This is a genomic window from Candidatus Polarisedimenticolia bacterium, assembly GCA_036004685.1.
Lineage (GTDB): Bacteria > Acidobacteriota > Polarisedimenticolia > Gp22-AA2 > AA152 > DASYRE01.
The window spans coordinates 185,688-209,518 of the sequence record DASYRE010000054.1; the positions used below are offsets into that span (position 1 = coordinate 185,688).

The 23,831-nt window shown below is 67.7% G+C and carries 18 protein-coding genes; 9 read left to right on the forward strand and 9 right to left on the reverse strand.

Features of this window, described 5'->3' with window-relative positions; translation table 11 throughout:
• Window positions 1-4: 4 nt before the first annotated feature.
• Entirely contained in the window at window positions 5-1,882 is a 1,878-nt protein-coding gene (locus VGR67_15570; GenBank protein ID HEV8337830.1) for an APC family permease, read from the reverse strand.
• Between the two features lie 172 nt (window positions 1,883-2,054).
• Here VGR67_15570 and VGR67_15575 point away from each other — a divergent pair, with 172 nt between their 5' ends.
• From VGR67_15575 to VGR67_15595, 5 genes are all read left to right on the forward strand, one after another.
• Window positions 2,055-4,739, forward strand: a complete 2,685-nt coding sequence (locus tag VGR67_15575; protein HEV8337831.1) for a S41 family peptidase — start codon at window positions 2,055-2,057, stop codon at window positions 4,737-4,739.
• A gap of 4 nt (window positions 4,740-4,743) precedes the next feature.
• Entirely contained in the window at window positions 4,744-5,964 is a 1,221-nt protein-coding gene (locus VGR67_15580; GenBank protein HEV8337832.1) for an aminotransferase class I/II-fold pyridoxal phosphate-dependent enzyme, read from the forward strand.
• Between the two features lie 448 nt (window positions 5,965-6,412).
• Window positions 6,413-7,099: an ABC transporter ATP-binding protein gene (locus VGR67_15585; protein HEV8337833.1), complete on the forward strand. Its 687-nt coding sequence runs from the start codon at window positions 6,413-6,415 to the stop codon at window positions 7,097-7,099.
• Between the two features lie 9 nt (window positions 7,100-7,108).
• Window positions 7,109-8,335, forward strand: a complete 1,227-nt coding sequence (locus tag VGR67_15590) for an FtsX-like permease family protein (GenBank protein ID HEV8337834.1) — start codon at window positions 7,109-7,111, stop codon at window positions 8,333-8,335.
• Window positions 8,328-9,149: an outer membrane lipoprotein-sorting protein gene (locus tag VGR67_15595; protein ID HEV8337835.1), complete on the forward strand. Its 822-nt coding sequence runs from the start codon at window positions 8,328-8,330 to the stop codon at window positions 9,147-9,149. The genes VGR67_15590 and VGR67_15595 overlap by 8 nt, the downstream gene beginning before the upstream one ends.
• A gap of 162 nt (window positions 9,150-9,311) precedes the next feature.
• Here VGR67_15595 and egtD read toward each other — a convergent pair whose 3' ends face one another.
• Window positions 9,312-10,280 carry an L-histidine N(alpha)-methyltransferase gene (egtD, locus tag VGR67_15600; GenBank protein HEV8337836.1) on the reverse strand — a complete coding sequence of 323 codons (969 nt, stop codon included), beginning with the start codon at window positions 10,278-10,280 and terminating at the stop codon, window positions 9,312-9,314.
• Complete coding sequence (locus VGR67_15605; GenBank protein HEV8337837.1) at window positions 10,277-11,626, reverse strand: SUMF1/EgtB/PvdO family nonheme iron enzyme; 1,350 nt, start codon at window positions 11,624-11,626, stop codon at window positions 10,277-10,279. Before VGR67_15605 ends, egtD begins: the two co-directional genes overlap by 4 nt.
• A 432-nt stretch (window positions 11,627-12,058) precedes the next feature.
• Between VGR67_15605 and VGR67_15610 the strand changes: the two genes are divergently transcribed.
• Window positions 12,059-13,126 (forward strand): hypothetical protein, encoded by a 1,068-nt coding sequence (locus VGR67_15610; GenBank protein ID HEV8337838.1) that lies wholly within the window; start codon window positions 12,059-12,061, stop codon window positions 13,124-13,126.
• Window positions 13,127-13,336: 210 nt separating this feature from the next.
• A complete protein-coding gene (locus VGR67_15615; GenBank protein ID HEV8337839.1) occupies window positions 13,337-14,374 on the forward strand; it encodes a trypsin-like peptidase domain-containing protein in 1,038 nt (345 codons plus the stop codon).
• A 383-nt stretch (window positions 14,375-14,757) separates the two neighbouring features.
• Here VGR67_15615 and dps read toward each other — a convergent pair whose 3' ends face one another.
• A complete protein-coding gene (dps, locus tag VGR67_15620; GenBank protein ID HEV8337840.1) occupies window positions 14,758-15,240 on the reverse strand; it encodes a DNA starvation/stationary phase protection protein Dps in 483 nt (160 codons plus the stop codon).
• Between the two features lie 564 nt (window positions 15,241-15,804).
• On the opposite strand from dps, the gene VGR67_15625 reads away from it, so the two are divergent.
• Together VGR67_15625 and VGR67_15630 are read left to right on the forward strand one after the other, a co-directional pair.
• Window positions 15,805-16,806, forward strand: coding sequence for a hypothetical protein (locus VGR67_15625; GenBank protein HEV8337841.1), 1,002 nt, complete (start codon window positions 15,805-15,807; stop codon window positions 16,804-16,806).
• Window positions 16,807-16,929: 123 nt separating this feature from the next.
• Complete coding sequence (locus VGR67_15630) at window positions 16,930-17,835, forward strand: hypothetical protein (protein HEV8337842.1); 906 nt, start codon at window positions 16,930-16,932, stop codon at window positions 17,833-17,835.
• Window positions 17,836-18,064: 229 nt separating this feature from the next.
• Here VGR67_15630 and VGR67_15635 read toward each other — a convergent pair whose 3' ends face one another.
• The 5 genes from VGR67_15635 to VGR67_15655 all read right to left on the reverse strand — a co-directional run.
• Window positions 18,065-18,424 (reverse strand): FHA domain-containing protein, encoded by a 360-nt coding sequence (locus VGR67_15635; GenBank protein ID HEV8337843.1) that lies wholly within the window; start codon window positions 18,422-18,424, stop codon window positions 18,065-18,067.
• 184 nt (window positions 18,425-18,608) lie between these two features.
• Window positions 18,609-19,298, reverse strand: a complete 690-nt coding sequence (locus tag VGR67_15640; protein HEV8337844.1) for a hypothetical protein — start codon at window positions 19,296-19,298, stop codon at window positions 18,609-18,611.
• 229 nt (window positions 19,299-19,527) lie between these two features.
• Window positions 19,528-20,442 carry a pirin family protein gene (locus VGR67_15645; protein HEV8337845.1) on the reverse strand — a complete coding sequence of 305 codons (915 nt, stop codon included), beginning with the start codon at window positions 20,440-20,442 and terminating at the stop codon, window positions 19,528-19,530.
• Window positions 20,443-20,520: 78 nt separating this feature from the next.
• Window positions 20,521-22,746 carry a M3 family metallopeptidase gene (locus tag VGR67_15650; protein ID HEV8337846.1) on the reverse strand — a complete coding sequence of 742 codons (2,226 nt, stop codon included), beginning with the start codon at window positions 22,744-22,746 and terminating at the stop codon, window positions 20,521-20,523.
• A gap of 526 nt (window positions 22,747-23,272) precedes the next feature.
• A partial coding sequence (locus VGR67_15655) for a DUF3341 domain-containing protein (GenBank protein HEV8337847.1) occupies window positions 23,273-23,831 on the reverse strand: 559 nt, incomplete at its 5' end.

Sequence of the window (23,831 nt, forward strand, 5' to 3'; positions counted from 1 at the left end):
GGCCTCACCGGCGCGCCAAATGGTGGGGCACCGAAGTCACGATCACGCCGCTCTTGAAGAGGAGGGCCGCCTTGATCAGGAAGGCGGTCTGGTTGTGCATCAGATGGTGCCACCAGCGCGTCGGGACGAACTCGGGAAGGATCACCGTGACCAGGTGGTTGGGATTCTTCTCCAGATAATCGTCGAGATAATCCAAGAACGGCCTCACGACCGATCGGTAGTTGGACTTCAGGACGACCATCGGGATCCCGCCGGCCCACTGCTTCCAGCGCTCCCGGACCCGCTCGGTCACCGCCGGGTCGATCTCCACCGACAGCGCGGTGACGTTGGACGAGAGCGATCGGGCGTAGCGGAGCGCCTCCAGCACGCCGCGATGGACGCCGGCGATCAGGACGACGACCAGGTGCCCGGCAGGCGCCGTGGGGACGTAGCCTTCCAGGGTCAGCTCCCGGGCGACCAGCGTGTAGTGCCGCCGGACCCCGCGGAACATCATCACCAGGAGCCAGATCAAGACGACGACGATCCAGGCGCCGTGGATGAACTTGGTGCTCGCGATGACCACGGTGACGACCGCGGTGGTGATCCCGCCGACGAGGTTCACCAGCATCTTGCGCTGCCACCCGGGCTCCGGATTGTCGTACCAGTGGCGGACCATCCCGAACTGGGACAGGGTGAAGGAGAGGAAGACTCCCACGGCGTAAAGCGGAATGATGGCGTGGGTCTCGGCGTGGAAGATGACGAGCAGGACGGCGGAGAGCGCCCCCAGCGCGAGAATCCCGTTGGAGAAAACCAGCCGGTCGCCCCGGTTGGCGAGCTGGCGCGGCAGGAAGCGATCCTTGGCGAGCAGCGACGCGAGCCTGGGGAAATCGGCGAAGCTGGTGTTGGCGGCGAGGACCAGGATCATCGCCGTGGCGATCTGGACCATGTAGTAGAGCGCTCCCGACCCGAATACGGCGTGCGCGAGCTGCGAGAGGATCGTCTCCTCGGCGCGCGGCACCAGGGTGAGGCGGTGCGCCAGAAAGGTCGACCCGAGGAAGAGAAACCCCAGGATAGCGGCCATCCAGCCGAGCGTGATCGAGGCGTTGCGGGACTCCGGCTCGCGGAAGGCGGGGACGGCGTTGCTGATGGCTTCGACTCCTGTCAGCGCCGCGCACCCGGAGGCGAAAGCGCGCAGGAGCAGGAGGATTCCGAGCTCCTCCGTCGCCTCGATCGGGGGGTGCGGCACGGGGGGGAGACCCAGAAACTCCGAACGGATCAATCCGGCCAGGAGCAGCGCTCCAAGGCTGATGATGAAGAAGTAGGTAGGCGGGGCGAACAGCGCCCCCGACTCCCGGATCCCCCGCAGATTGGCCAGCGTGATGAGCGCCACCAGCACGACTCCCAGCGCGACGCGGTGGCCGTAGAGCGCCGCGAAGGCGGAGGTGATTGCCGCGACGCCGGAGGCGATGCTCACCGCTACCGTCAGGAGGTAGTCGACGAGGAGGGCGGCCGCGGCGGTGAGGCCGGGCCCTTCGCCCAGGTTCTCCTTGGCCACGATGTAGGCCCCGCCGCCCGACGGATAGGCATGGATCGTCTGGCGGTAGGAGACGGCGACGATGAACAGGAGGATCGCGACGCAGGCGGCCACCGGCAGGCCGTAGCTCAAGGCGGCGAGGCCTCCCGCCGAAAGGGCCAGAAGGATCTCTTCGGTCGCGTAGGCCACGGAGGAGAGGGCGTCCGACGAGAAGACCGCCAGCGCGACCGTCTTGGAGATGCGCTGGTGCGTGGTCTGCGAGGTGGCGAGGGGATCGCCCAGGAGGATGCGCTTCAGCGAGAACGGGCTTTCCGAAGCCCGCGATTTCCGGTATCGATCGACCACCTTGATCGGAACGTACTTGCCCATGCTCCGGCCGGTGCCTCAAAAAAAAGGGCCACGGTACGAAGACCGTGGCCGCGACAACGCGGATTCTAGGCAACTTCAGCCCTCCGCGTCAATGGGGCTCCGTTTGACCCTTCCCTCCGCGTCCGTTATCGTAACTTGCCTCTGAACTCAGCCTTTCTACGGAGCTTCCGCGGTGCGCGTGGTTCCTTATCTTCCCGCCCTGGCCCTGATCCTGTGCTCCGCCGGCGCCCAAGAGCCGCCCTCCCCGCCCCCGAATGCCGCCATCGTCTCCCTGATGCATCGCGCGGCGGAGGAGCGGCGCCAGGGGGCCTACCAGGAGGCCTCCGAAACCTACCGCCAGATCGTGCGGCTCGCGCCGCGGATGTTCGAGGCCCATCTCTTTCTCGCCGACACGCTGCGCAAGCGCCAGCTCGACGGCGAGGCGGAGCCGGAGTTCCGGACCGCCCGGGAGATCAAGCCGGAAGATCCGCTGCCGCACGTCGGCCTCGCGGAGATGAAGCGGGAGCGCTTCCGGTTCTCGGAAGCGCTGTCGCTTCTGGACGAGGGGATGCGGGCGGTCCCCCCCGACCGGCGCGAGCCGCTGATCGTGGCCAAGGCGTCGATCCTGCGGCAAAGGGGCGATCCGGCCGGCGCCTTGACGGTGCTCGCGGAAGGGGCGAAGCGCTTCCCGGAGTCGGCCCGGATCCCGGAGTCGGTGGCCCGGAGCCTCGAGGAGCAGGGACGTCTCGGCGAAGCGCTGGAAGCCTGGCAGCGCGCCGCGGTGCGATCTCCGGACAACGTCGCGGTCGGGCTCGAGCTCAAGGAGGCCCAAAGGCTCGCGAGCCGGCTCGCGGAGGCGGAAGCCGCCGCGGCGAAGCCGGGGGCGGGGGAAGGGGCGTGGAGGAATCTGGCGCGCCTGCGCTGGACCGCGCGGCAGTTTCCCGGGGCGGTGACGGCCGCCGAAGCCGTCCTGCGCCGCCAGCCGAAGAGCTCCGAGCTGCTGCTTCTGCGCGGGCTGGCGCTCGAGAGAGCCGGGCAGCGCGAGGAAGCGGAGGCCGCGTTCGCGCGGATCGATCCGCAAGCTCCCGAGGATCTCCTGGCGCTGTTCCACCGCGCCTACCTGGCCCGCCTCGCCGGCAAGGGCGCCGCGGAGGAGAAGCTCTGGCGGGCCGCCCTGGAGCGCCACCCGCGCGACGGGACGGCCGCTCTGATGCTGGTCCTGGGCTGGAAGCGGAACGGAATCCTGGAGGAGAGGATCGCGACGCTGCGCCAGGGCTCGGGGCGCGGCCGCGGGGACGCTCGCGGCCGGCGCATCCTGGAGGGCACGGCCCTCGAGGAGGCGGGGCGCGACGCCGAGGCGCTGGCGGTCTACGAACGCCTTTTCCTGGAGGAGCCGCGGGATCCCGAATCGGCGGCGCGGCTCTCCGGCCTGCTGTCGCTGCATCCCGCGCTTCTCAAGCAGCGCCTGGAGGAGGAGTCGGCCGGCCCGCCGGGCAAGCCCTCCACGCCCGGGCCCGGGCGGAGCCTGCTGCGCTCGCAGCTGCTGCTGGCCGCCGGCCGGACCCAGGCGGCGGTCGACGAGCTGAAAGAAGCGGCGACGATCTTCCCGGAGCGCGAGGAAGTGCTGCTGGCGCTCGCTTCGCTGTCGGGGCTCGCGGCGACCGAGACTGCCGAGATCGCCATCCTTCTCGACCGGGCGGCGGCCTCGTTCCCCCGCAGCCCCTGGACACAGCTGGAGCGGGGCCTCTTCCGCCTGCAGCGCGGCGATTTCGAGGGGGCGATCGCGGAGGGCAGGGAAGTGATCCGCCTGGCGCCCGCGCTCCCCGAGGGGCACCAGCTGCTCGCGGCGGCGAGCCGCCTGGGGGAAGATCCCGGCAAGGCGATGGAGGAGCTGCGCACTTCGCTGCTCCTCGATCCAGCCGACTCGCCGGGAGTCGTCAAGTTCCAGAAAGCGCTGATTCTCGCGGCGGGCGGGGAGCGCCGCGAGGCGCAGGCGGCCCTGGAAGGGGAGATGCCGATCTTTCCGGAGCTGACTTACCGGCTGGCCTGGACGTTCGTGCGCCGGACCTTCCTGGATCGGACCTTCCGCGGCCAGGACTGGCTCGCCTGGCGGGATCGCTTCGACGATCCGGCCGCGGCCCCGGAGACGGCCTGCGCGGCGGTCGCGGAGATGCTGGCGTCGCTGCGGGATCCCTACACGCGATTGCGCGGCAAGGAAGAGACCGCCTCCCTGTTCCTGAAGCCGCGCTCCGGCAAGCTGGAGACCGACGTCTCGGGCGCGCCCAGCCGCGCCAGCGCCTCGGTCGTGGCCGGGGATCTGGGAGAGAACTTCGGCTATATCCGGCTCACTAATCTGACCGATCCCTCGGCGCGCGAGTCGATCCGGCGGGCCCTCCAGGAGATGGCGGAGCGCGACGGGCTCGTCCTCGATCTGCGGGGAAATCTCGGGGGGATGGCGTCGGAGGCCGACGCGATCGCCGGGTTGCTCCTTGCTCCGGGGGAGGAGCTGGGGCGGGAGCGGACCCGTTTCGGCGAGCAGGTTCAGAGGACGCCGGAGACGGGGCCCGGCGGCTCCCGGAAGCCCCTGGTGATTCTCACCGACCGCCGGACCGGCAGCGCCGCCGAGAAGCTGGCGTCCGGCCTGCAAGGAGCCGGGCGCGCCACGGTCCTGGGGGACGAGACGTTCGGCAAGGGAGTGGGGCAGATGAGCCGCCTGCTTCCGGGCGGGGTCATGGTCTTGGTCACGGCGGTGGAAAGCCTGACCCGAACGGGAGGAGCGATCGAAGGGAAAGGAGTCGTCCCCGACGTCCCCGGTGAAGACGTGTCCCTCGAGAAGGCCAAGGAGCTGCTGCGCCAACCGAACCCCCAGAGGAGGTGACGCCATGCCACGAGGAGCGGCCCGCCGGGAATCCCGGCCGCCGGCGGGAAAGAGCACGCGCTGCGTGCATGCCGGATCCCGCCGGTCGGGTCCCGCCGCGCTTTCCCCGCCGATCTACCAGACCGCCACCTTCCGGCTTCCGAGCGCCTCCGTCGGGGCCCGCTACTCCGATTCGGTGGCTCCCGGTGAGCTCTACACGCGCTGGGGGAACCCGACCCTCAAGCAACTGGAAGAGGGGATCGCCGAGCTGGAAGGGGGCGAGGCGGCGCTCGTCACCTCCTCAGGCATGGCGGCCGCAAGCGTGGCGATCCTGACGGGGCTGCGTGCGGGAGACCACGTCGTCGGCGGCACCGCCGCCTACGCCGGAGTCATGGAGATCGAGACGGAGCTGCTGCCTCGCTTCGGCATCGAAGCGACCCTCGTCGAGAACAGCGACCCCGAATCGTACCGCCGCGCCGTGCGGCCCAACACCAAGCTGATCCTCGTGGAGACTCCCGCGAATCCGACGATGTCGGTCACCGATTTGGCGGCCGTGGCGCGGATCGCGCGCCAATACGGGATCCGCACGGCCGCGGACAACACCTTCGCGACGCCCATCAACCAGAATCCGATCCGCCTCGGGATCGACACCGTCTTTCATTCGGCGACGAAGGCCCTTGCCGGCCATTCCGACGTTTCGGCCGGCGTCGTCGTGGGCGGCTCGGAGTTCATCCGCCGCGCCTGGAGCACGCTGAAGCTCCTCGGCCCCGTCCTGAACCCGATCGACGCCTGGCTCGTCCTGCGGGGGCTCCGGACGCTGGCGCTGCGCGCCCGGCGGCAGAACGACAACGCCCTCGCCATCGCGCGCTTCCTCGAGCGACATCCGGCCGTCTTGTGCGTCCATTATCCCGGCCTTCCTTCGCATCCCGGCCACCGTGTCGCCCGCCGGCAGATGTCCGGCTTCGGCGGTCTGCTCGCCTTCGAGCTGAAGGGCGGCCTGCGCGCCGGCGTGCGGCTGGTGGAATCGCTGAGCGTCATCACGCTCGCGGTGAGCCTCGGAGGGGTTGAGACGCTGATCCAGCACCCCGCCTCGATGACCCACACGATGATCCCGAAGAAGGCGCGCGAAGAGGCGGGGATCACCGACGGGATGATCCGCTTCTCATGCGGCATCGAGGACGCGGACGACCTGATCGCCGACCTGGATCAGGGGCTGAGGAAGGCCGGCCGGAGGGCGCGGCACTAGGGTCGCGTCTCAAAAATCATGTTACATTCGGCCCCCGATCCATCCCGGCTCGCCGCGTTGCGCCTCGCTTGCGTACCGCCTTGGGTACGCGACGCTCTGGCGCGCCTTGCGATCCGGGCGCCTCGGAGACCTCGGCGTTAACATGATTTCCGAAACGCAACACTAGCGCTGCTGTGGTCCACGTCCGCCATGAGTCAAGGCGCATTGATCCAGCAGGTGGGAGTCCTGGCCCCGGTAAAGGTCGTCGCGTCTGAGTAGACTGAGAAGCAGGCAAGGGATCCGACTGCCGATCTCTGGAGTCGTTTTTCAGGCGGCCCGTCGCCAGCCTTCGCTGAGCCACCGAAAAGGCTCTCGGGCACCGCAACACTGCGTCTTTTCTGTTACAGCGGGTGTCCCCCGTTTGTGCTCTGCCCGCTTCGTTTCCCTTCGGGCTCTGGAGGGCCGGACCTTGGACGCCGCCGTCCTGGAAGGCCGCCGTTTGACGCGCGCCTACCGCCTCGGCTCCACGCGCGTCGTGGCGCTCGCCGGAGTCGACGTCGACGTTCGCCGGGGTGAAATCCTCGCTCTGCAGGGCCCCTCCGGATCGGGCAAGACGACGCTCATCAATCTTCTCGGGCTGCTCGACGGCGCCGACGAAGGGGAAGTGCTCCTCGACGGGCGCCCGGTGCCGCGCCGGGACGAGAATCTCCTCGCCGATTTGCGGCGCGATCGGTTCGGCTTCGTCTTCCAGACCTTCAACCTCGTTCCGGTGCTCACGGCCGCCGAGAACGTCGAGGTGCCGATGGCGCTGCAGGGGACCCCGGGCGTCCGGCGGCGCCGCCGGGCGCGGGAGCTTCTCGAGCGGGTCGGTATCGGAGACAAGGCGGAAATCCGGCCGGACCTGCTCTCAGGGGGCCAGCGCCAGCGCGTCGCGATCGCCCGCGCCCTGGCCAACGATCCGGAGATTATCCTGGCCGACGAGCCCACGGCCAACCTCGATAGCGCGACGGCCGGGGAGATTCTCGATCTCCTGGACCATCTGGCGAAGGAGCGGCGCGTGGCGCTCGTCCTCGCGACCCACGATCCCGCCGTCGTCGAGCGGGCGGGGCGGGTCGTGACGCTGCGCGACGGCCGCGTCGCCGCGCGGCGGGACTGAGAGAACGGCATGCTCTTCTGGGCCATGGCCCTGCGCAATCTGGGACGCAATCCGAGGCGAAGCCTGCTCGCCGGCTCCGTGATCGTCATCGGCTTCTCCGCCTTCGCCCTGGCCGGCGGCTTCATGGCCCAGACTTTCGAGGCGCTGCGCGACAGCACGATCCGCGGCGGCACGGGGCATCTTCAGTTCGCCGACCCGGCGACGTTCGCGGGGATCGAGGAGACGACGCTGGAGCACGGCCTCACGGAGGCGGACCGCGCGGCGCGCATCCTGGCGGGCGATTCCCGGGTCCGGGCGGTCCTGCCCCGGATCGATTTCGTCGGCCTGGTGACCAACGGCGGGCGATCGGTCCCCTTCCTCGGCGTGGGCCTCGAGCCGGCCGCCGAGCGGCGCTGGATGGAAGGGGCGAGCCTCGTCGTCTCCGGGCGGTGGCTCTCCGGCGGGCCCGCCGGCGAAGTGGTGCTCGGCGCCGGCCTGGCATCGGCGCTCGGGATCCGGCCGGGCGATTCGGTGACGCTGCTGGCGACGTCGCCGGAGGGAACGCTCAACGCGCAGGATGCCGCCGTCGCCGGGATCCTCGATCTCGGCCTCAAGGAGCTGAACGACCGTTACCTGGCGACCTCCATCGAGCTGGCCTCCCGCCTCCTGGGCGTGTCGGGGACCTTTTCGAAGCTGGTGGTGGTGCTCGACCGGGCGGCGGAGGCGAAGCCGGCGCTGCGGAGCCTCTCGGCGCTCCTGCGCCGCGACGGCTTCCACCTCGCCGGCCGGACGTGGGAGGAGCTCGCCCCGTTCTACCGCCAGGTGCGCCTGCTCTACCTCGGGATCTTCGGATTCATGGGGATCATTCTCGGGGTGGTCGTCCTGCTGGCGACGGCGAACACCATGATCATGGCGGTGGCGGAGCGCACGCGGGAGGTCGGGACCCTCCGGGCTCTCGGAACGAGGCCGGGGCTCGTGATGAAGACCTTTTTCGCGGAGGGGGTCCTTCTGGCGCTCGCCGGCGGCGCCGCCGGGCTGGTGCTGTCGCTGATCGTGACCGTGGCGCTGAACCACTCTGGCATCATGCTGCCTCCCCCGCCCGGGGCAGCGCACCCGATCCCGATCCACGTCAAGATCTACCCGCTTGCCTACTTCGCCGGCGCGGCGGCGATGCTCGCCGCGGTGCTCCTCGCTTCGTGGCTGCCGGCCCGGCGGGCGGCGCGCCTGCCGATCATCGAGGCCCTCGCCCATGTCTGACGCCGTGCGGCGGCGCCCAAGGCTCGCCGGCATCGCCCTGCTCCTCTTCGCCGGCCGATCCGGCGCCGGGGCGGGCGCGCCGGCCGGCGATCCGCAGGAGATGCTGCGCCGCGCCGACGCTTCGAGACAGGCGCTCACCCAGTCGATTGCGCGCGTCCGGGCCACCGTCGTCCGGCGAGGCAAGCCTGACGCGACCCAGGATTTCGACCTCTACGTCGGGGAGGACGGCAAGGCGCTGTGCGTCTTCCGGGGCGGCAAGCAGGATGGCCGCAGGGTCCTGACCGTCGGCGATCGCGTCTGGCTGATCGTTCCGGGGGCGAGCAAGCCGGTTCCCCTGAGCGCCAATCAGCGGCTCCTGGGAGGAGCCTCGCTGGGCGACATCCTGCGCCTTCCCCTGGCGGAGGTGTTCAGCGCGTCGGCGCGCCCGGGCGTCGAAGACGCCGGAGGGACGCCGTGCCGCGTGCTCGACCTCACCGCCAAATCGTCCAAGAGCCCTTACTCGGCGGGCGTCCTTTGGATCGGCGCGCGCGACGGATTGCCGCGGCGGCTGCGCCTCCTGCTCCCCGGAGGAAAGCTGGTGAAGGAAGTGAAGTATCTCGCCTACGAGCGTCAGGCGGGGCGCGACGTCCTGAAGAAGATGGAGCTGCAGGATCTCCTGACCCGCGGACGGGAAATCGGCACGACCCTGGAATTTCTCAAGGTCGAGCGCGCCCGCCTCAACCCCTCCCTGTTCGAGCCCCGCCCCCCCGCCCCACCCAAATTATTACCCATGGATATTACGGGGGCCCATCAACCTTGTTTCCCTCGAAGATAGTGTCGCGTTTCAGAAATAGCGTTAGCATCGAGGCCGTCGAGACACCCGGATCGCAAGGCGCGCCCAAGCGCCGCGTACCCAGAGCGGTACGCAAGCGAGGCGCAACGCAGCGAGGCGGGATGGATCGACGGACGAATGCAACGGGATTTCTGAAACGCGACACTAAATCGCTTCGACCAAGGTCAGGGCGAAGGGTTCCTCGCGATCGATCCATTGGGCGAGGCGCCGGAATCCGGCCTGCTCGAGGATCTTCAGGATGCCGGAAGGCTCGAACTTGTACGAGCTCTCGGTCCAGATCGGCTCGCCGTCCTCCAGCGTCACCTCCAGACCCGATCGGACGATCTGGATTCGCTGCCGGCAGCGGCTGACCAGATGCATCTCCATCCGCGAAGCGCCGGAGTTCCACGTTGCGCGGTGGTCGAAAGCCGCGAGATCGAAATCCGCTCCCAGCTCCCGGTTGATCCGCACGAGCAGGTTCCGGTTGAAGGCCGCCGTCACGCCGAGCGGATCGTCGTAGGCGAGGAGCATGTCCCGCTCCGGCTTGACCAGATCCGCGCCCAGAAGAAAGGCGTCTCCCGGCAAGAGGGCGGCGCGAATCCTGCGCAAGATCTCGGCGGAGCCGGGCGGATCGAAATTGCCCAGGTTCGATCCAAGAAACAGAGCGAGGAGCCTGCCTCGCGGTCGCGGCGCCCGCCTCAATGCCTCGAGCCCGTTCTCGTAGGAGGCTTCGTGGGCTGTCACGCGAAGGGCGCTCGATTCGACGAGGAGCCGTTCCGCGGCGTCGAGCGCCGCCGGAGAGACGTCGATCAAGTGGACCTGGAGCGGCGCGATCCCGCGATAGCTCTTGAGGAGCGTCACCAGCTTCTCGCCGCTGCCCGAGCCCAGCTCCACCACGCTCGTGAGCGGCGCCGCGCGGGACAGGATCGCTCCCCCGTGCGCCTTGAGCAGCCGCGTCTCGGCGCGCGTGATCGGGTACCAGGGGAGGCGGCAGATCGCCTCGAAGAGCGTCGAGCCGAGATCGTCGTAGAAGTAGCGGGACGGAAGCTGCCGCGGCTGCAGCGTGAAGTAGTGGCGCACGTCGCCGGCGAACTCCCGCAGGGAATCGGCGGCCTGGAGCCGGGCGGTCCTCACGATTTGCTCCTTGCCAGTCGGAATGCCGCATAGGCATAGGGATAGAGCCCGCGAAACCAGTTTCGCAGCGTCGGCCGCATCAGCTCGCGCGCCGTCGCCGGAGAAGCGCCCTTCATGACGTAGTGCTCCCCGTCGAAGAAGTCGGCCGAGTACTCGGGATAGGAGCCCATCGCCCGGAAGCCGGGGAACGGAGCGAAGGGCGTGCTGGTCCATTCCCATCCGTTGCCGACGAGATCCTCCACGCCCCAGGCGCTCGCGCCGGCCGGATGGCTGCCGGCCGGCTCCGGATCCCAGCTCGAGAAGTCGAAGACTCCATGGCTCTCCGTCGGCTCCGCGTCTCCCCAGGGGAAACGGCGCTCCCCTTGGGGAGATCCGAAGGCGGCCCGCTGGTATTCGGCTTCGGTCGGCAGCCGCGCCCCGGCCCACCGCGCGTAGGCCTCCGCCTCGGCGTGCGTGACGTAGACGGGCCAGGACAGCGGCAGAGGGAGGCGCTCGAAGACGCCCCGCCAGCTCCAGGAGCCGCCCTGGCGCTCCCAGAAGAGGGGGTGCTCCTTGCGCTCCTGCCGGACCCAGGTCCAATCCCGCTTCCCCCACCAGCGCTCCTGCCGATAGCCTCCCGCCTCGACGAATTCGAGAAACCGCCCGTTCGTGACGTCGTGCCGCTGGATCGCGAAGGCCTCGACGTCGAACAGGCACGAAGGGAATTCGTTGTCCCACCCGAAGGGAATCGATTCCCGGTCGACGCCCAGGGTCGCGCGCCCGGCGGGAACCTCGATCCATTCCGGCGCCGGCTCCTTGCCGAGCCGCGGAGCATAGCCGGGCGGGGACGTCTTCACTCCGGGCGGAACCCGGTGCCACATGTAAAGCAGGGTCTCGTGGTGCAGCGGCTCGTGCTCGAGGATCGTGAAGGCCGCCTCGGCGCGATCGAGGAGTGGATCCCCGGGGCGATCGAGGTCGGCGTGGGCCAGGGCGTCGATCACACGACGATCGACCTCCGCCGCGAACTGCTTGACGGCCGCGCGCGCGGGCCAGGCCGGCTCCTGCTGCTCGCCGGCCCGGGGCGCGACTCGCCTATATCCGCCCCCCGGCTCGATGAAATCGGGAGGGTCGATGCCGCGGGCGAAGAGCGCCTCCAGATCGGGATCGAGGCTCGGCCCGCCGAGGGCCTTCTTCACCAAGGTGTTGAAGCTGAACGCCGGAAGGTGCCCCTCGTAGAAGACGAAGGGCAGTCGCAGCTCGATAGGGCGCCCCGTGTAGATCTCCTCCGGCAGCCGGTCGAAGAAAACCTCAGAGCGCCGGCGATTGCGGCGGTACCAGGAGATCAGAGCCTCTCGATCGATCGGCATCGCGGCGCCTCCGAGACGGGCCGGCGGCGGGAAGCCGGCGCGACCCGGCCTCTTGGCCGGGCGCTTCCCTCGGCATCCCATGGAGCGGCACCCGCAGTATAGGTCTTTTGAGGCGCCGAGGCCGTCTTTGGATTCAAAAAACCTCTCCGGGCGTCCTCCCTGTCGCCCCGGGTCTCTCGGCCCTTAAATCTTCCTGGCCGAAGGAGGCGTCTGGGCGATGAGATTTGAATTGCGGGCTGAGGAAGGACCACGCTCACCCTCCTTCCTCCTTCCTCGTACCGGGGACCGGCTCCGTTCCGGCAAGGTGTGGGAAGGTCGGGGACGCGGGGTCGGTAGAATAGTCGTGACCGGCGCTCGCAGGTCGTGGCCACGGGCAGCATTTTCCCATGCCGCAAGGGATGGCGTACACTTCCTGTCCGCCGGGGATCGTCGGTGCCGAACCCGGAAAGGGAGGAGCGCATGGTGCTCGTGACATGTACGATCTTGATCGCCACCCTCGCCTCGGCGGGCGATCCGGCGCCGGCGACGCCTTCTGACAAGATCTTCCAATATCTGGGATTCACGGCGGAGGAGCGCGAGGAACTCCGGCGGGGAGAGACCGTCTCTCACGCTGTGAAGGAGCTCAGCGACAAGGAGCTGGCGATCACCATGGCGGTCATGGTGCCGGCTCCGGTCGAGGATCTTCTCGAGTTCGCCCGCTCCGGCAAGGAGCTGGAGATCAATCGTGACGTTCTTTCCTACGGCGTCCTCGGCGCGGGCGATGCCGACGCCACCACCTTGCAGGACGCCGGATTCACTCCATCGGAAGCGGGTGAGGTTCGCGCTCTCTACGAGGCCGAGCCCGGCTCCAAATTCAACCTGAGCCAGGCGGAGGCGCAGCGTTTCGCGGATCTGCGCAAGCGATTCCCGGCGAAAGACTGCGAAAAGAATCCCCAATGCGCCGACGCCGTCGTCTTGAACCTTCGGAGCATCCTGAGAGACCGTCTCGCGGCCTATCGCGCGCGCGGGCTGGCGGGCATCCAACCCTATGCCCGCGGGGAAGGCCGGGAATCCAATCCCGCGGAAGAGCTGCGCAACGCGACCAGCGCCGCGCGTTTTCTCGCGCGGGAATATCCGAAGATCTACGACGCGTTTCTCCACTACCCGAGCGGGGACCAGTCGGGGATCGAGAGCCGCTTCCTGTGGCTCAAGCAGAGAATTCAGGATCGCCCGACCTTCATCCTCGCGCATCGCGTCTTGTGCGTGCGCGACGGAGTGGCTTTCGCGGCCGAGCGGCAATTCTACGTCGGCCAGTCCTACAATTCCCTCCAGATCCTCTACGGCCTCGTCCCGACTGAGGGGAAGACCCTCGTCGTCTATCTCAATCGGACTTCCACCGATCAGGTGGCCGGCTTCCTATCCGGAACACGCCACGGCGTGGGCAGGAAGATCATGGAAAAGGAGGTCCGCAGGCATTTCGAGGAGGTGCTCTCCACCCTGCGAAACCGCCCAACCCGCTAGAAGGCCGGTTCGGCCGGGGGCGGGTTTAGGCTCCGATCGGCAATCGTACTGCTGCCCCGGCCGCATTGACTCCCCGCACGCATGCTTCTATCATCCGTGGCGATCCCATCAGGATGAGAGTGTTTGTTCCGCGGCGATGAGTTCACAAGCGCGTGAGAGAGTTCCCTTCGGGGTTCCCGATTCGCGCTCGGTTCCCGAGGAGGTTGAAAAGTGAATCGACGGCTCTTGGTGCCGTTGCTCTGCGCTCTAGCCGGCGTCGGGCGGGTCGTGGCCGCGGACCAGACCCTGTCGGACGTATTCAAGCGGGTGAACCCGGCGGTCGTGGAGATCCACACGAGAGACACCGAAGTGGCGCGGGACGGGACGGCCCGGCAGGTCAGCGTCGCGGGCCTCGGGTCGGGCGTGTTGATCTCGTCCGACGGCAAGATCCTGACCGCCGCCCACGTGGTGCAGACGGCCGACGCGATCGAAGTCGAGTTCCTGAACGGGGAGAAGCTCAGGGCCAGGGTCGTGTCCTCAGAGCCGACGGCGGACGTGGCCCTGCTTCAACTGGAGCGTCCGCCTCGCGAGCCTTCCGTGGCGAAGATCGGTGATTCAGACGCCGTCGAGATCGGCGATCAGATACTCGTGGTCGGCGCTCCCCTGGGGGTCAGCCACACGCTGACGGTCGGGTACATCAGCGGACGCCGGAAGCCGAACGCCACCTTCGGCGGCATGTCACGGGCGGAATTCTTCCAGACGGACGCGGCGATCAACCCGGGGAACTCCGGGGGGCCGATGTTCGACATGCAAGGCGACGTCATCGGGCTGGTCAGCTATAACTTGTCCCAGTCGGGTGGATCGGAAGGATTGGGATTCGCGATCACCTCCAGGGTCGCGAGCCAGCTCATGCTGGAAGAGAAGTCCTTCTGGAGCGGGGTCGACGGCTACCTGCTCTCGGGGGATCTGGCGCGGGTGTTCAACGTCCCGCCGCCCGGCATCGGATTGCTGGTGCAGCGGATCGCCTCCGGCTCCCCGGCCCAGCGGATCGGCCTGAAGGCGGGGACCATCCCGGCGTCCATAGGCAACGACGAGCTGCTCGTGGGCGGGGATATCGTTCTCGCCATCCAGGGAATCCCTCTCACCGAGCCCGACGACTTCGTCAAGGCGAGGCAGAAGCTCGTCGAGATGCGTCCCGGGGACCTGGCCACGGTGACCGTGCTTCGCGGCGGCAAGACGATCACGCTTACGACCTCCTTCCCGCGTTGATCTGCCAAATTGAGGCTCTCGGAAGCGCTGCCCCGGCCCTGAAGGCATCGCTGAAATGATTCGTGCTCGGCGTCGAGCCGGCGCCGCCATGGACGCGAACCCTCGGCGCCGGACGAAGGCTACCCGCAGTCGCGGCGCGAGCCAGAGCGGCACGTAGGCGCCGGGAAAGACCCAGACGAATCGGGCGAGAATGACCGTGACGCCGATCAGAAGAGCACTGCCGGTGATTCCCGGCACGGTCTCGATCGCGCGCTTCAGGCGATCCGGGATCTCGAACCCGGTGTAGAGGAACAAGAGGGCGTTGAGCAGAAACGTGAGCTGCTCCCAGGAGGAATACAGCTCGACCCGGCTCTCCGGCCCGGAGTTCTCGCACGGGGCCCGTTTCATCGTTCCGACTGCGCGTGCGCCTCGACGAACCAGAGGTCCTTGTCGACGCTGCGCGATATCTCGGTGCAGATGTCGGCGGTGTCTTTGTCGCCGATCTCGTCGGCCCGATTGATCCCCTGGCGAATCGCCTCGCCGAAGTAGGCCAGGCTGCGCGACAGGGCCTCGACGTGCTCCTTACCCTCGGCGATCGTGAGCGAGTATTCTGGAAGTTGCGACCGCTTCGCCACGGCGCGGACGGTCCCCTCCGCCGTGCCGCCGAGCTGCAGAATCCGCTCGGCGATCAGATCGGCGTACTCGCCGGCATGCTCGTACACCTTGTCGAATAGCTCGTGGAGCGCGATGAAGCTCGGACCCTTCACGTTCCAGTGCGCCTGCTTGGCGTGCGTCACGAGATCGACGGCTTCCGCGAGGCGCTCCTGAAGAAGATTGGCGACCTGAATGCGGACCTTCTCGGAAAGATCGTTCTTCGTCCTGTGCATGCTGCGTCTCCCCTCGGGCCCGGGGCCCGGATCGCGGTGGGTCGTAAGGCTGTTCGAAACGTCTTTATTCTAACAGCCGTCGACGTGGTGGCTGGAGTTTTGTTTGCAACTGCCTTGCTGGTGCCGCAGCGAGTCCTCATTGGCGGAGACCTCCTTGCCCTCGAAGTTGGCCAAGGAGCCGGCGCCGAACATTTGCCGGTTTGCCGGACCGCATACGTTCTGACCGGATCCTCCCGGCTTGTGCTGATCCAGATCACCAACGATCGCATCGCCGCTCTGAGCGGCAGGAGGAATTGTGGCTGGTCGCCGGTCCCTCGGCGGGTGTGTGATCTTGCTCGTTCTGCTCTCGCAGACGCATTCGTCCGGCGCCATGCAGCAGGCTCGCGGAGGAGCCCAGACGATCGCCGTTCGTACGGCCGATGTGGACGGACAATGAGCGCCATGTCGATCCGGCGGACCCTCCAAGAACGCCCGATCCCCTCCGTCCGGAGCCGCTATGATCCACCTTCGGCGTCGATCCCGCGCACAAGTCGGCCATGCGATTGAAGCATTGAGAAAACGGCGATGAGCGGACCTCGCAAGATCCAGATTGTGGGCGCGCTCCTGGCGGCTCTCCTGGGCCCGCTCCTGACGAAGGCGGCGCCCCCGAAGCCGGCGCCGACTCCTCCGGGAAGTTTTTCGTTCGCCGCTCTCGGGGACGCCCCCTACTACGCTTGGGAAGAGATCCAATTCTCCCTGATCCTCCGGGAGCTGCAGGCCAACGATCTGGCCTGGGTGCTGCACGTCGGCGACATCTTCTGGCACCCCTGCAGCGACGGCATGTACCGGGCGGCTCTCGGGCGGTTCAACCGGCTGCGACACCCGGTGATCTATACGCCGGGAGACAACGAGTGGGCCGATTGCTGGGAGCGCGGCTCGGGAGGCTTCGCGCCGCGGGAGCGCCTGGCCCGGATACGGCGGATCTTCTTCCCCGATCCGCAACGCAGTCTGGGAATCAGGCGGCTGCGGCTCCAGTCTCAAGGTGGCGCAGGAGATTACCCCGAGTTCGTCGAGAACGCGCGCTGGTTCCGCGAGGGATTCCTGTTCGCGACGTTCGATCTTCCCGGCACCGAGAACGGCATGGCCCCGTTTCCGGGGCGCACCCCTGCCGACGACGTGGCCGCGAAGCGGCGCACGGAAGCGGCCGCGGCGTGGCTGCGCGAGACGTTCGAGGAGGCGGCGTGCCGGAAGGCGCAGGCGGCGATCGTCGCGTTTCACGCCAATGCCGGTCTCGAGGAGCCGGCCGCCGATCCCTACCGCATGGCCTATGACCCCTTCCTGGCCGGGCTCGAGAAAGAGGTCGGGAGGTTCGGGGGGCCCGTCCTCGTGGTCCACGGCGACGGGCACGAGTACGTCGTCGACCATCCGCTTGTGAGCCGCGCCACCGGCCGGCGATTGACCAATCTCACCCGGGTCCAGGTTCCGGGCTCGCCCGAGGTCGGCTGGGTCCGCATCGTCGTGACTCCCGGGGCGGCGCAGCCGTTCGCGTTCGAAAAGCACGTCCTGCCGCGCTGGAAATACTGGTAGCTCTTGGCCGGGCGGCTTCCTGACACGCCGCCCTCTCCGCCCCTTCAGGAAACTCGCTCCGAAGGATTCGGATCCAGGCGCTCCTCTAACCTCGTGTGAGGCCTTTTGAAGGAGGAGCGCGCGATGCGTCGATCCCTGACCCGGTACCTGCCCGGATTTCGTCATGCGGACGGCCCGGCGAGGCACACCGTCTGCACCCTGATCCTCGGCCTCGGCACGCTGGCGTCCGTGGGCAGTCCCGCGTGCGGTGGTCCGTCCGAGACGCCGCCCCGCCTGGAGGATCGCGGCGGCTCGATTCCCACGTCGCAGTTCGGCACGTACGTCCGCCGCGGCGAGTTTCTCGTCTATCCCTTCTACGAATACACCTCCACCGGCGACGCCGAGTACGTTCCCAGCGAGCTGGGATTCACCGGCAATCAGGAGTTTTTCGGAAAGCTCAAGGAGAACGAGGCCTTGATCTTCCTGGCTTACGGCTTCTCGGATCGGGTCGCCCTGGAGTTCGAAGCGGCCCTTTGGGCGTCGGCGGAGCTTACGAAAGCGCCCGAGGATCTTTCCGGCGTCCCGGATCGCCTCAAGGAGTCGGGCCTCGGGGACGTGGAGTCCCAGCTGCGCTGGGTCTGGTCGCCGGAGACGGCGACGCGGCCGCTGCTCTACAGCTTCTGGGAAGTGGTCTTTCCGCTGCAGAAGAGCAAGGTGCTTCTTGGGACCCAGGACTGGGAGACCGAGCTGGGATTCGGCGCGGTGAGGGGTTACGGCTGGGGGACGATCAATGGCCGGATCTCGATGAAATACGACCGGGAAGACGGGCAGGTTGAGGTCGGGGAATATGCATTCGAATACCTGAAACGGACATCCCCGCGCTGGCGCTGGGTCGCGACTCTGGAAGGCGAGGACGACGAATTGAGCCTGATCGGCGAAGCGCAGCTCACGATCGGGAGGCATGCGTTCGTGAAGCTGAATTGCGGCTTCGGCGTGACCAGGAAGGCCCCCGATTTCGCCCCCGAAGTGGGAATCTTGTTCACCTTTTGATCGACAAGGGCGGAGCGGGGTGCGGGAGCCCCGAGGAATGATCGGGACTCCGGGAACCTGGCGCTAGTGTTGCGTTTCGGAAATCATGTTAACACCGAGGTCGCCGAGGCGCCCGGATCGCAAGGCGCGCCAGAGCGTCGCGTACCCAAGGCGGTACGCAAGCGAAGCGCAACGCGGCGAGCCGGGATGGATCGGGGGCCGAATGTAACATGATTTTTGAGACGCGACACTAGGCGGCGTTCTGGGTCCGGGCGCGGGCGCGGCCGGTGACCAGGAGGAGGCGGTGGCTGCCGACCTCGATCTCGTCGAGGTTCTTCAGCCGCTGGGCGACGTTCGGGGCGAGACGGCGTCCGTTGACGAAGGTGCCGTTCCGGCTGCCGGGGTCGAGAATCGTGCAGACCGGGCCCTCGATCCGAATCCGGCAGTGGACCTTGCTGATCAACTCGTCCTCGATCGCGAAGTGACTTCCCTCCCCGCGGCCGAGGATCGTCTCGGGGCGGGCGATCCGGTGGATGCCCGCCGGGTCGTCCCCGTCGATCACCACGAGCGCGAAGACGTAGGGCGCCCCGAACGGGGGATGCCGCTTCACGCCGCTCGCCGTCCTGGCCGCCGCTTCCAAGGAGTCGTTCGCTGGAGACATATTAATAATGTTGGGGCGGGAAGCGCGGCTGTCAAGCGTTTCCTCGCCAAGGGCCGTTACGAAAATGAGATCCCCGGGGCAAAAAGAAAGGGGGCCGGCGAAACCGGCCCCCGGGCTGCGGCTTCGGGTGTCTCTACTCGGTCGAGAAGGTTCCTTCCGTGATGGTCTGATTTCCGCTGACGTCGATCGCCAGGACTTCGAACGGATGCGCGCCCCGGGAAAGGGACCGGACGAATTCCGGCGGCAGCGTCACCTCCCGGCCGGTAGCGGGAAGGGTCACGGCGAACGGGTCGACGAGAACCTGATATCCGACGATCTGGATCTTCCGGTTGGGGAAACCGGCCGGCGGGGCGGTGACCTCCTCCCAGCGGATCACGATCGACTCACCGTTGACCTCCGAGGAAACCACCGGTCCGGCGGGGACGGCGTGACTGAGGACGCCCGTCGCCGAGATCCGGGTCCCGCCGACCGTCAGGCCGCTGAACTTGTATTGCCCCTCCGGGAACAGCGCCAGGAGCTGATCGAGGGGGAAATCGTCCAACGACGGCTCGGCGCCTTCGAAGAACAGCTCCGTCAGTCCCAGCTGGGCGTAGGGCCCCTTGCCGGCGAGATCGAAGATCGTGGTCCCGGCGGGGTTGACGATCTTCAGCGTCTTCCAGTCCTCGCCGTCGAGAGAAACGTGGAATCCCAGGTCGTTGGCCGAGGAGTTGTATTCGATGTAGATCCGCGAGATGGGGAATTTCGCCGCCCAGCTTGGCGCCGCCAGTCCCAAGGCGAGCGCCCCGAGCAGGACCAGTCGCAGCGGAAGCCTGGTTTTCAACATGCCTGTCCCTCCTGTGGGAAGCCCATCCGGCCGGATCTCAGGACTTCCCGTGTTGGATGGTCCTCCCGCGCTCGACACCGATCCCGCCGGGGACCCCCGGGGGTTGCGGGAGACTCTCACTTCGTTAGAGTCGCGCCCCGGAGGGGATCCTTCGCGCCGATTCAGGGCCTCCGGGGGGCCGGCGCGGGAGGGGGGTGGGCCGAATCTTGCCGGAGATCATGAGGACCGGCTAGAGCCTTCCCTGGCTCTTCAGGAAAGTGCCGCGCGCCAGCTCGTCGAACGCCTGGCGGAGCTGCTCCTGGGTGTTCATGACGATCGGGCCGTACCAGGCGACCGGCTCCGCGAGCGGCTTGCCGGAAACGAGCAGAAACCGCATCCCTTCCTCGCCGGCTTCGACGGTCACTTCGTCGCCGCGATCGAAGAGAACGAGCGAGCGGTTCTCCGCCTCGGCGGGCGGCGAGGTGTCCGACCACCCGACGCCCTCGGTCGGCACCGCCAGCGGACCCGAGGCATTGCAGATCTTGCCGTGCCCGGCGAAGACGTAGGCGAAGGCGTGGCGCGTCGTCTCGACGGGCAGCGTCTTCCGCTGGCGGGGAGGAACCGATACGTCGAGATAGACGGGGTCGGCGGCCACGCCGTCCACGGGGCCCTTCGTGCCCCAGAAACTACCGCACACGACGCGGACGAGGGTTCCGTCGTCGTCGGTGACGGCCGGAATCTCCGCCGACTTCACCTCCTGATAGCGCGGCGAGCTCATCTTGAGCGACGCGGGAAGATTCCCCCAAAGCTGGAATCCGTGCATTCGGCCGCCCGGGTCCCCCTTCGGCATCTCCTGATGGATGATGCCGCTTCCGGCCGTCATCCACTGCACGTCGCCGGCGGCGATGGCGCCGCGATTGCCCAGGCTGTCGCCGTGCTCCACCGTCCCGGCGAGAACATAGGTGATCGTCTCGATCCCGCGGTGGGGATGCCAGGGAAAGCCGGCCAGATAGTCTTCGGGACGCTCGTTGCGGAAATCGTCGAGGAGCAAAAACGGATCGAAATCGGAGGTGTCGCCGAACCCGAAGGCGCGCCGGAGGTGCACTCCGGCGCCCTCGAGGGTCGGCTTGGCCTTGATCAGCCGCTTGACGGGTCGAATGGACATGCCGGCCTTCCCTTCATGCCGAGGATGGGATGGAGCGACGACCTGCCCCGCTCGCCGCGGGGAAGCCAGAAACGCTTCTCAGGGCGAGGACGGGGCGGCGCCGCTCGCCGGGCCCGCGGTCTTCGCCTCTGCGGGCGGCTCCGGAAAACCGCGCTTGCGCATGAGCGCGGCGATGCCCGCGTCGCGACCCCGGAATTTCCGGTAGGCCTCGGCCGGATCGACGGTGTTCCCGAGCGAGAAGACGTAATCGTGGAGCCGCTTCGCGACCGTCTTGTCGTACGGGCCGCCCGCCTCGGTGAAGGCCTCCCAGGCGTCGGCGCTGAGGGTGTCGGACCACAGATAGCTGTAATACCCGGCCGAATAGCCGTCGCTGGAGAAGATGTGGCTAAACTGCGTCGTGCGGTGGCGCATCACGATTTCCTCGGGCATCCCGAGCTCTTTCAGCGTGTCGCGCTCGAACGCGGCGGGATCGATCTCCTTGTCCCCCGCCAGATGCAGTTTCATGTCGACCAGCGCGCCGGCGAGATATTCCACCGTGATGAATCCCTGGTTGAACCGGGAGGCGCGCTGGATCTTGGCCACCAGCTCGGCGGGAATCGGCTTCCCGTCGACGTTGATGGCGAACCGCTTCAGCACCTCCGGGGTCTCGAGCCAATGCTCCAGGATTTGCGAGGGAAACTCGACGTAGTCGCGCGCCACGCTCGTTCCGGCGAGCGAAGGGTAGTTCACGTTGGAATTCAGCCCGTGCAGCGCGTGGCCGAACTCGTGGAACAGGGCCCGGGCGTCGTCCCAGCTCACCAGGACGGGCTCGCCCGGCTTCGCTTTCACGAAATTGGTGTTGTTGGAGACGATGACCGGGATCTCACCGTCGAAGCGCTCCTGGCTGCGGTACTCGTTCATCCAGGCCCCCGACTGCTTGCCCGTCCGCGCGTAAGGATCGAAATACCAGAGGCCGACGTGCTTGCCGGAGGCGCTCTTCACCTCCCAGACGTGGATGTCGGGGAGCAGGACGGGCACGTCGGTCACCAGCTTGAACTGGAAGCCGAAGAGCTGCCCGGCCACCCAGAAGAGCCCCTCCCGGAGGTTCTCGAGCTGGAGGTAGGGCTTGATCTCGTTCTCATCCAGATCGTATTTCGCCTTCCGCACCTTCTCCGCGTAGTAGCGGTAGTCCCAGGGGGCGATCTTCAGCCCCGCCCCCTCCTTGTCGGCGAGGGCCTGCATGTCCGCGACTTCCTCGTGGACCCGGGCGACGGCCGGCTTCCACACCGCCTCCATCAGGGCCAGGGCGCGCTCCGGCGTCTTGGCCATGGTGTTCTCCAGCCGCCAATGCGCGTGGGTGGGGAAGCCGAGCAGCTTGGCGCGCTCGGCGCGCAGCTTCAGGATTTCCGCGATCGTCTTCTTGGTGTCGTGCGCGTCGCCGTGATCGCCGCGGCTGTAATAGGTGCGCCAGACCTGCTCCCGCAGATCGCGCCGATCGGAATAAGTCAGGAACGGCTCCATGCTCGATCGCGTGTTGGTGATGGCCCACTGCCCTTTCTTGCCGCGCGCCTCCGCGGCCGCCGCCGCGGCGGAGATCACGGAGGGGGGAAGTCCGGCCAGATCGGGCTCCTTGTCGAGATAGGTGACGTAGTCGTTCTCGTCGGCCAGCACGCTCTGCTGGAAGTTGGTGAAGAGAGTCGCCAGGCGCTCGTTGATGTCGGCCACGCGCTTCTTGGCCGCCGCGTCCAGCTTCGCGCCGGAGCGGACGAAGCCGGTGTAGTCGAGCCATACGAGTCGCTGCTGCTCGGGCGTCAGGTTCGACTTCTCGCGGGCTTCGTACACCGCCTCGACGCGCTTGAAGAGCTTCTCGTTCTGGTTGATCTTGTCCTGGAAGGCGGCCAGCTTCGGCGACATCTCCCGATCGACGGCCTGGAACTCCTCCGTGCTCATGGTGGAGCGATAGACCCCGTAGACGCTCAGGACCCGCCCCAGACGCCGGCCCGAGCGCTCCAGGGCGGCGATGGTGTTCTCGAAGTTGGGCGCGGCCGCATTCGCGGCGATGGCGTCGACCTCGGCGAGATTCTCGGCCATCGCCTGCTCCATGGCGGGCTTGAACTGCTCGACCTTGATCTTGTCGAACGCGGGGACGCCGCCATAGCGGCCCTTCCATTCCGTGGCCAGTGGGCTCGTCGCGCTCGTCGCCTTCGTTTTCATGGCACCTGCGGTGTCGAGGGGCGTGTTCTTCCGAGTCGCCGCGCCGCCGGGCACTCCCGCCAGCGCGATCAGCGCGAGGACCCCCGCGCCGGTCAAGAGGATTCTAGCCATCTTTCATGCCTCCGTGCCAGGCGCGCCCGCGCCCGCGAGAAATAAGGTGGTGGATGAACGGCCGCTCGGATCGTCGGAACCGCGCACCGGGGCGAACGAACTCGAAGGGACGGGGCCCGCGCCCGAGCCGCGTCACCTCCACAGTCAACCCGATGGGGACGAAGGCGCATTATAACTCTTCGGCGCCCCTTGCAAAGGGAGTCTTTGCGGAGGGCCGGCGATCGCACCCTGTTGCCAGGATACGGCGGCTCGCGAGCAAGGTTTCGGGATTCGGCGCCGGCCCGGAGCCGGAGGATGGGAGGCTGCCGGTGGGTCGGGGCTTTTCGGAGGTCGTCCCGCCGTCCGGGGTCGAGAGACGGGACCTTCAAGCTCTTGAAATCAATTCTCTGAAACGTCTTCGGACGGTCATGGCGCCGGCCTCCTCGAGTTCGAGTGCCGTCTCGCTTCTCGAGGCTCCGGCGCCATGCTGTCCGTCAGGTCAAACGTCACCTTCCCGGCCTGGTTCGAGGCGCTGTCGCGCGAACCATCAACGTGTGGGGCGATCCTGCCCTGCGACGTAGGGGGTCGGTCTCGAAGTCCGGACCTTCTGGTCATCCGCGACCTTCTCCTCTCCGGCGGTGGCGATTCCCTCGGCGTTGCAGCTGGTGAAGATCTCCTTCGCGCGGCGGACCTCGTCACGGTCCTCCGAGTGCACCGAAATGAGGATGTTTCCCTCCTTGATCTTGCTCTCGTAGCGCTTGGCTTCGTATTCGGGGATTCCCATGCCGACGAGGGCCCCCGTCAAACCGCCGGCTGCCGCGCCCACGGCCGCGCCGCTGAGGGCCGCCATGATGGGGCCGGCGGCGATGAACGGACCGAGTCCCGGAATGGCCAGCGAGCCGATGCCGGCCAGCCAGCCCAGGGTGCCTCCCAGGACTCCGCCGACGCCCGCGCCGGTCGTCGCCCCCTCGGGAGCCTTGGTGTTCTTCTCGTGCGCGAAATCCTTAGTGCCGGTCTTGTCTGGAAACAGCACGGAGATGTCGTTCGACGAGAATCCGGAGTTCTTGAGGCGATCAACAATCTCATTGGCTTGCGAGTCGCTGTTC